This is a genomic window from bacterium, assembly GCA_030247525.1.
Taxonomy (GTDB): domain Bacteria; phylum Electryoneota; class JAOADG01; order JAOADG01; family JAOADG01; genus JAOTSC01.
In genome coordinates this window covers 18,833-27,971 of the sequence record JAOTSC010000028.1, presented here as the reverse complement: position 1 = coordinate 27,971, position 9,139 = coordinate 18,833, and the positions used below count along the sequence as shown (strand labels likewise).

The window sequence follows — 9,139 nt, the reverse complement described above, 5'->3', positions numbered from 1 at the left end:
ATCGAAAGTAAATCCTCGCGCTATTCAAGTGATGGCGGAAGTCGGGATCGATATCTCGCAGTACCACTCGAAAAGCGTAAACGAATTTCTATCCGACGAAGCGATTTCTTTGGTAGTAACAGTATGCGACCATGCCCGGGAAACTTGTCCGGTGTTTCTGCGCCCGGTACAACAAATCCATATTGGATTCGATGATCCCGCTCCGTTTACGAACGAACCGGACGAAATCGCCTTGCCAAAATTCCGCGAAGTCCGCAATGCGATTCGAGAAACTCTTATCGAGTATTTGCAAAAACACTAAACAGTCGGCGGACATACCGAATCGTGGAAGCGCTTCCATTCCCGCAGTTTATCCGCATAGGTGAAACTCTTCCCTTGATGTTTTGCTGCTCGTCCACTGCTGGAAGGCAACACCCACAGGCGGATTGTTGTATCTGGAAGCACACCCCACTCCCCATACTCAAATATTTTTTTATCTCCACTTAACCAACGGCCGACGCTCAAACCATTCGCTGCAAGCCATAAAGGTTGATAGCTTTTGGCGGTAGCGATGAGTTTTTCACGTCCGGTGCGAAACTCTCGGGGCGATAACTCATTACCGCTAAGGGTCGGACGCGAAACCAAGTCGAGCAGTCCGATATTCCAAGTCAGTAACTCAGCATAATCTTCAGGTGGTAATTGTCGGGAGGTAAATCCTGCCTCATGGAGGAGTTTCCAAAAGCGATTGGAAGGGTGTGCATAGAAGCATTGCGTCTCAAACGATCGAATCCCGGGATTCAGTCCAACAAACACAATATGTAAACTATTGTTTATTAATTCTTTCCATTTCATATTTGTAAAATCACTTTAGGTTTCTGCCCTTTCCGATTCCAACGATAGGGACTTCTGTACTTAGTACCAGTGTAAAGTGACCGATTTGACGAAAACCTTTAAAATATCGACCGCTTTCCTTGACTTGGTTTATTTACAACAGTACGTTGACAATACGAAGAAATTCTTCGATTGTGTCATTGACCAGGATGAATTCAGGAGGAAGTTAGCATGAAACGATGGATGGTAGTACTCGCAGTATTGCTTGTCGCAATATCCGCCTTTGCACAAGTAAGTGGTCGTGTCGTTGTAGCAGGTCGTACAAACGGCGAAGTGATTGGTGTTCCCGGAGCAGTAGTACAATTTTACGCACCGAATGCATCGCCAATTTTGCGAGTGCCGACGGTAGTAGCAGATCGCACCGGTGGTTTCGCAATTCGTGATCTTCGCCCGGGCGTCTACACGGTCATCGCCCGTGCCCGAGGTTACGAACAAGTTTCGCGTGTTACGGTGCAAATGCGTGACCCAGCAACCCCGGTTCGAGTGGTTGTTCCGATGCGTTTAATCCGGAATACCGGTATTCGTGGATTGGGCGTCGAATAGTATCTAAGGAAGAATTTTTTTCTTTTGTTTATAGACAACTCGGTTTACGTCGAGTAGTAGAGATTTGCGAGCGGAGAAATCCGCTCGCTTAACTTATCTAACTCTTGATATTGATGAATGTTCATCTGATAATTATCTTACCTAATACATCTCTCATCGTAGTATCAATCCCGAACCAACTCATTTTGGAGAAACCATGAACCATCGATTCATTTCAATCGCTGCAGCTACCCTTGTGGTATTAATTGCTTCACTCGCTCAGGCACAATACAAAAAGATGGGATACGTTGCCGGTGCACAGATTGGCACGTCCATCTTGAATGAAGAACTTGATAATGTACGTTACGGTACGGACTTTCATGTAAGTCTCTCATATCCCATCCATGACCGATTGCAAGAGGAAGTGCGGGCAGGCATCACACATGTGAAAGTGACGGGTTACACATTAACTATTGTTCCGATTGACTGGAAAGTGCGTTGGAGTTTTTATCCGATGGAAAGAATAACGCCTTATATCATGGGTGGAGTCGGTTATATCTTTTATGACGGAAACTCCAATCACTACTTCCCCTATGGCGGCGGCATCGAATATAAAGTCAATGACAAACTGTATATCGATCTGCAAGCTTGTGTGAACTACGCTAATACTGGTATGGAGAAACGGATCTACGATGAATCGAATCAGGATTGGCAGAATTACACGCTCGGCATTCGGATTCCTTTTGGATGTAAGAAATCCACACCTGCTCCGAAAGCAGCTCCGCAACCAGTTGCTAAACAGCCAGCGCCAGAAATTGGGAAGCCAATCAGTTTGGAAGGAATCGTTTTCAAAACCGGAAGTGCGGACATCCTGCCGGCAGGGGAAGCTACTCTTTATCGTGCGTTAGCTACTTTGAATGATTATCCGGAAATCGTAGTCGAAATTCACGGTCACACCGATAATGTCGGAGCCGATGACATGAATTTAGCGCTATCGCAAAGCCGCGCTAATTCCGTCATGAATTGGCTTGTAAGTAAAGGTGTTACGGCATCGCGGATGTCAGCAACGGGTTTTGGCGAAACGAAACCGATCGCAACGAATGAGACACCGGAAGGTCGTCAAATGAATCGCCGGATAGAGTTCGTGCGCGTCAAGTAGCATTACCGATTTGTTATACAGAAAACGCGGGTCGTATGACCCGCGTTTTTTGCTAAGGTTTGATAACCTGTCTATTTTACATCGAACAATTCGACTTGAAAGACTAATGTCGAATTTGCCGGGATCAAACCACCGCCAACGTCACGGTTACCGTAAGCTAAATTCGAAGGTATAAACAATTTGCGGACGCCACCGACTTTCATTGACATCACGCCTTCATCCCAACCCTTGATTACCCGGCTCATGCCGATTGGGAACTCGAATTTCTCGCCACGGTCGACACTGCTGTCGAATTTCTTTCCATCCGTTAACCAGCCGGTATAGTGAACGACAACTGTTTTGCCCTTCTCCGGGGCTTTCCCGGTACCGACCGTAATGTCTTGCCATTCCAATCCGGATTCGGATTTCTGCATATCCAGACCCTTTACCGGGTCGGCGGGGTTATCCATTTTCGCTTTTTCCTCTGCCTTCGGCTGTTCTTGTTTCACTGGCGATTCGTTCGTCTTTACTTCTTCCGCGATGGCAAAGGTGCCTATGGCGAAAGCAGCAATAACGACGGTTGTCCACAACTTTTTCATTCTCTCCTCGAATTTGTTGGGAAAAGATACGATATCGATGGCGCCATGGCAAAGGAATGAAATCAGAATTTGGATCAAAAAGCTTGATACCGTTACCTCAAAAGTTCTATCTTAGAACATGAAAACTCTCGCTTGCCGCTGGCTACTCCCGATTATACTCTTATTGACCCTGACGGTTCCCGGGGCGATTGCGCTTACCGAACCGGGCTGGGAAACCCAAGAGACCCGTACGCTCATCATCTCACCCCTGACCGAAACAAGCTGTCGGCTTGCTTGGACGCGTCTTCCCGGGGAAGGACGATGGCGGATTCTCGCTGCCTCGAACCCTTATGCTTTGACCGATGAGTGGCAGACTCTTATGGTCACTGACCGGCTCGAAGTGGAATTGACTGGTCTTCCCGGAGAACGCTACTTCAAAGTGATTGCCGAGCCCGGATACTACTCTCACGATGAAGTAGAGTGGTTGAACTTTGAAACGGTTCCCGAACTACTCAGCTATGCAACACAGGATAGCGAGCCCGATGGATGGGAGTTAACCCTCGGCGGCGGTGATGGCGGTAATGCTCTCCGCTTCTTAGGCAATACTTGGAAAGTGTTGGAACTTGATCCTCCAAAGCGCATCACTCGCGATTTTTGTGCCGGAGTATCGGTCTTCCGCGAAAGAAAATCCGAATGGCAAGCAATCGGATTTCGCGACACCAGCAATCATGTTGTGTGGTTTACGTTAGGCGGCAAAGAAACATTATGGGGCGATTCGATATACAATTCCTGGTCGGAGGTCCCCCCATACTCTCAGTGGACACGGTGGCGGATGCCAGTTGGAGAGACCTTTACGAGTTATTTCCGTCGCAACGGTATGTGCAATGCGATTGTATTCGCCAACGACAACGACACTGTCAGAACGGACGGCATTTGGCGGGTCGACCGGATAACCGATGCGTCCGGCGACCAATTCGAGACACCGCGGTTTACGATCCAAGTGCAACGGCAATCTGATCTTGTCTACAACGTACAAGCATTTATTAACGATGAAAACATTGAGCAAGGCACAGTGAAGTGGGATGGCGATGCCGAAACCAATGCAACAGGTTCGTTTGCCACGTTGCGATTCCGTCATGGCGGGTTGAAACAAATTCTTTGCCGCTGGCAGGACATCGACCGGGTGGAGCGTTGGGCATGGGCGACGATCAATATTCCCGGCAGTGATGTCCCCAAACAACCATTTACTTACTGCGGTGTTGGCGATATAATGATCGCCCGCCGGTTTGAGAGTGAAGGACTCATTAACACCTACGGCGTTGATGGGTTGTTTAACAATGTCCGCAGCTACTTGAATAGCTTCGATTTGGTTACCGGCAACACCGAATGTGCTTACTCCAATTCCGGGGTTCAACATCCCAATAAAACATACACTTTCAAAGGCCGACCGTCTTATGTCGGCGCGATTGTTCGAGCCGGCATCGATGTCGCATCGCTAGCGAATAATCATACCGGCGACTATGGCGATGAAGCATTAAAAGAGACCTTCGACAATTACGAAGCAAATGGGTTGCACTATACCGGAGCTGGAGCTAACGACGGCGAAGCGTGGCGACCGGCAATTGTGAATCGCGGTGGGCAACGGATTGCGATTTTTGGCTATTGCTCTCTGACCGGCCGTGAACAAAACCAAGCCCCTTACTTGGAGGCAGCACCGAATAAAGGCGGCTTCAGTTGGGGAAAACGTGAACTCATTGCGGAACATTTTGCCAAAGTCCGGCCATTAGTCGACCTCATCATTGTGCAATATCATATCGGCTACATCGAATACACCAACGAGCCGGATCAGATGACACAACCATCGTCCGTTCGTGATTGGAACGATTGGGATGACGATACTGTTGTCGATACAAATGGGATTGCGATTGCCGACTACATGTTAGAGCATGGAGCGGATTTAGTGATTGGACATGGACCACACGTTCCGCAAGCAGTCGTTGCACGTCCCGGCAACAAGTACATTGCATATAGCACCGGCAATTTCCTGTTCGACCAGTATTTACCGGAAACATTCCAGTCGATTTCCTTTGAGGCTGATGTCAATCGCTTTAGTGAAGTTCGCGAAGCGCGGATACGTCCGATTTATGTCGATAATTACATGCCGGGTGTTGCAAGTGGACGCTTGGGCGTCAAGATATTGAACCATATCGCATCGCTCTCCCGAGAACGGGGTACCACACTCGTTGAACCATCCGATGGCGCACTTACTCGTATCATCGCTTCCGACAACTTGTATTTTGATCGCGTCGTATTACCACCTGAAACGCTCACGGTGCCATTCCGAACGGTAGGGACTTATCAAGTGGCAGCACCTTACATGTTCCCCGATACCGGTATTGTCGAACAGGTGTGGGTCATGCGGAACGAAGCGGAATCCTACGAGTACCGATTAGGGATGGATCAGTTGTGGGGCATCGGGAACATGGAAGACGAAGGAGCACCGACAACTTGGGTCTTTGAGAATGGTGAGTCGATTGACGACTCGCTCTCATTCGCCGGTGACCGCTCGCTTCGTATCCGCCGCAGCTCAGGAACCGGAACGATGACTGTGCAAACTTTCCGCCGGTATGTTGTCGACCGAAACATTCCCTATACACTGCATGCGCGGATTTGGCCGGGTGCGATTGCCGGATCGAATATCCGGTTGGATTATTGGCGGGGTCGTACCGGAAATGAAGTTCCGAATCCGTCAACACAAGTTTTGTTATCACAAGCGGCGGGAACGCAATGGGTGGAAGATTTCGCCGATGCTACGATACCGGAAAATACTTCCTGTCTGCAAATTCGCTGTCGGTTGGCGGCGGGTTCGGCTACTACTTCCTATTTCGACGATGTCGCATTTATTCAATGGGGACAGAATTGGACGGCAGGTCAATTGGTGACATTACCAAATCCTCACCGCTGGACACACCTCCAAATCCGGACGAATGATTTATCGGTGACATCCACCCGAGTTATTGTCCAACGGGCAAGATTAGTTGCAAGACCGAGGTAACAAATCGTTCCGATTATAATAGATAATGGGCGTACTGTAAAGAGTACGCCCATTTCTTATGACTGTAACGATTGAAACTGTCACTCAACTTCCATCGCCAAATCTCGAACAAACGATCCCCGAAATCACCAACGGTTATTGAGTTCGAGAGCGCCACGGTCAAGCAAAGTATCGTTAGCAAAGGCAGGTGATGTTGCCGGATAGTCGGTGCGGTAGTGGAGTCCGCGGCTTTCGAGTCGGCGGCTCGAACATTCGATTGCTAATTGACCCACCAGAGCGATATTTCGCAATTCCAGTAATGGCAATGTTACTGTTGTGCGTTTCCAAAATTCGCGGATTTCGTCGCGGATTAGGGCGATTCTCCGGCGCGCGCGCTCCAATCGTAAGCCGCTTTTGACGATTCCGACGTAGTCAGCCATCAATTCGCGAATTTCCTCCCGGTCGTGGGAGATGAGAATCCACTCTTCCGGATCGATAGTTCCGCCGGCATCCCACTCTGGCACATTGATATTGATTTCGAATTGTTTACATGCTTCAATCGCCTTTGCCGCTGTCGTATGAGCGAACACCAAAGCCTCAAGCAGACTGTTAGATGCCAAGCGATTGGCGCCATGCACGCCTGTCATTGCCACTTCCCCGATAGCAAATAGCGCCGCAATACTGGTTTGACCATGTAGATCAGTGACGACGCCGCCGCACATATAGTGCGCTGCCGGTACCACTGGAATCGGTTGCTCTGTCATATTGATACCCAACCGGTGCAGGGTATTGTCAATATGTGGGAAGCGCTCGCGAGTTTCCGGCGCTGGCATGTGCGTTACATCGAGCAATACAAATTCATCGCCGCGTAACTTCATTTCGGCATCGATAGCACGGGCAACGATATCGCGGGTGGCAAGTTCACCATCGGGATGATAGCGAAGCATAAACCGTTCACCGGCACGATTCAACAGTTTCGCGCCATAGCCTCGCACCGCTTCGCTGATTAAAAAAGCCGGGGATTCATGACTATGTAAAGCAGTGGGATGAAACTGCATGAATTCAAGGTTGGCGATTCGAGCACCTGCTCGTGCTGCCGCCGCAAGACCGTCGCCGGTGGCAATCGCCGGATTCGTCGTATGCCGCCACACTTGTCCGCAGCCGCCGGTAGCTAAGACGGTAATCTTCGCAAGAAACGTTTCGACATAATTACTCACCGAATCATAAACGTACGCTCCAAAACAGCGATTGTGCACTTCCGGAGATTGTACTTGATGCTGAGTCAGCAATTCCACTAAAGCGTGGTGTTCAAACAACTGGATGTTCGGGTGGTTTTGTGCCCGCTCCACCAATGCCCGCTCGACTTCCTGTCCGGTGAAATCGGCGCGATGCACGATGCGATTGATGCGGTGTCCCCCTTCGCGATGCAGCTCTAAAATGAGTTTGCCTTCCCGAAAAGTGGTTGAGAATTCTGCCCCCCACTGCCGCAATTGTTCGATTCGCTCTGACCCGGTACGCACCAAGAGTTCGACCGCATCACGATGGCATAATCCTGCACCTGAGCTTAAGGTATCTTCGATGTGCCATTCCAACCGGTCTTGTTGACCGACAACCGCAGCAATGCCGCCCTGCGCATAATTGGTGTTCGACTCGTTGTCCTGTTTCTTGGTAATAATCGCAACTGAACCGTGATCGGCAACATCCAGTGCAAACGACAAGCCTGCGATGCCGCTACCTATAACCAAATAGTCAAACGTATTCGTCATGATTCCTTACTTCCAAGAAACAGATTCCGAAAACACTTATTAGGAAAAATCGCTATGCAAAGGTTTTGCTTCATGCGCTAACGGCAATTCCATCCGAAACGTCGAACCAACTTCCTGTGTCGAACTCACAATCGTCAACGAACCGCGATGCTCGTCATGTACGATTCGACGCGCTAACGATAAGCCGACTCCCCACCCTTTTTGTTTGGTGGAAAAGCCCGCACGAAAGGCGTTGTGCCGTTCCCGGCTGGTCATTCCCTTGCCATTGTCGGTGATGGTTACGATTGCTCTGCCGTGTTCTTTTTTTATCGCAATGTCGATTTTCCCGATCCCTTTTTCGATCGCTTCGGCGGCATTCCGAATCAGGTTTTCCAATACCCAACCGATAAGCTCCGGACGCATTTTGACGGGAACCGATCTTTCGTTTTCTACATGCAAATCGATGTTTCTTGCCCTTTTCGGCAATCGTTGCTCCATATATGCAATCGAATCGCGTACCGTCTGTACCAAATCAGCAACGACTGGTTCCTCTTCGCGTCCAATGGCGGAGAACCGACGCAACACGCTTTGCAGTCGCTGGATGTCGCGTTCCATTTCACCAAACACCGGTTCATCGTGATACTTCTGTTGGAGCAATTCGAGCCACGCCATTAAACTGCTAATCGGCGTTCCGAATTGATGCGCCGTCTCACGGGCAAGCCCGATCCACATCGCCCGATTCTCCGCCGAGCGGACGGCATTGAATCCGTAGTATCCCAATAACACCAATACAACTGTCGCACCGATGCCCAGCCACATCAACCATTGCAATTGGCGGATTAAATTCTCGTCGGCATAATGAAAATACTGAACGATTCCGCTACCGAGATCAAGTGAGATCGGTTGATTGCCTTGTTTATCGAACGCGCGGATGTACTTCTTTAACTCGCGTACCGCCAATTCGGAATGATTATCCGGGGCAATCGGCAGGTTTTTCCAAAACAACGGCGTTCCGCTCGAATCGGCAAGAATAATTGGAAACTCGATTTTTTGTATTGTCTCGAGGGCAGGCTGCGGATCATCCGCAATCAGGAAATCGCGATAACGCTCGACTGTCACCATTAAATGACGGCGAGTCGTAGCGCGCATTTCGTTGACCAATTGAAACGAGAGAACCAACACACCACCGGTGATTACCAAAGCAGCTAAGAAGATGCCCGCTTTCCAATTCGCCACCCAGTTATATTTCATT

At 49.4% G+C, this 9,139-nt stretch carries 8 protein-coding genes; 4 read left to right on the top strand and 4 right to left on the bottom strand.

The genetic code is table 11. The features are described 5' to 3' along the window. Positions 1–301 (top strand): arsenate reductase ArsC (locus OEM52_04430; protein ID MDK9699383.1); only part of this gene is annotated, 301 nt, incomplete at its 5' end. Here the strand turns inward: OEM52_04430 and OEM52_04425 are convergent. Next, entirely contained in the window at positions 298–831 is a 534-nt protein-coding gene (locus OEM52_04425; GenBank protein MDK9699382.1) for a mismatch-specific DNA-glycosylase, read from the bottom strand. The genes OEM52_04430 and OEM52_04425 overlap by 4 nt on opposite strands. A 210-nt stretch (positions 832–1,041) precedes the next feature. Between OEM52_04425 and OEM52_04420 the strand changes: the two genes are divergently transcribed. Next, positions 1,042–1,413, top strand: a complete 372-nt coding sequence (locus tag OEM52_04420; protein ID MDK9699381.1) for a carboxypeptidase-like regulatory domain-containing protein — start codon at positions 1,042–1,044, stop codon at positions 1,411–1,413. Between the two features lie 196 nt (positions 1,414–1,609). Further along, positions 1,610–2,551, top strand: coding sequence for an OmpA family protein (locus OEM52_04415; GenBank protein MDK9699380.1), 942 nt, complete (start codon positions 1,610–1,612; stop codon positions 2,549–2,551). Positions 2,552–2,622: 71 nt separating this feature from the next. On the opposite strand, the gene OEM52_04410 is transcribed toward OEM52_04415, so the two are convergent. Next, positions 2,623–3,129: an FKBP-type peptidyl-prolyl cis-trans isomerase gene (locus tag OEM52_04410; protein MDK9699379.1), complete on the bottom strand. Its 507-nt coding sequence runs from the start codon at positions 3,127–3,129 to the stop codon at positions 2,623–2,625. Between the two features lie 118 nt (positions 3,130–3,247). On the opposite strand from OEM52_04410, the gene OEM52_04405 reads away from it, so the two are divergent. Continuing rightward, the gene (locus OEM52_04405; GenBank protein MDK9699378.1) at positions 3,248–6,163 is read left to right on the top strand and encodes a CapA family protein; all 2,916 of its coding nucleotides are present in this window, start codon (positions 3,248–3,250) and stop codon (positions 6,161–6,163) included. Between the two features lie 125 nt (positions 6,164–6,288). On the opposite strand, the gene nadB is transcribed toward OEM52_04405, so the two are convergent. Together nadB and OEM52_04395 are read right to left on the bottom strand one after the other, a co-directional pair. Continuing rightward, complete coding sequence (gene nadB / locus OEM52_04400) at positions 6,289–7,908, bottom strand: L-aspartate oxidase (GenBank protein MDK9699377.1); 1,620 nt, start codon at positions 7,906–7,908, stop codon at positions 6,289–6,291. A 39-nt stretch (positions 7,909–7,947) separates the two neighbouring features. Beyond that, positions 7,948–9,138, bottom strand: coding sequence for a HAMP domain-containing histidine kinase (locus OEM52_04395; GenBank protein MDK9699376.1), 1,191 nt, complete (start codon positions 9,136–9,138; stop codon positions 7,948–7,950). Position 9,139 lies beyond the last annotated feature (1 nt).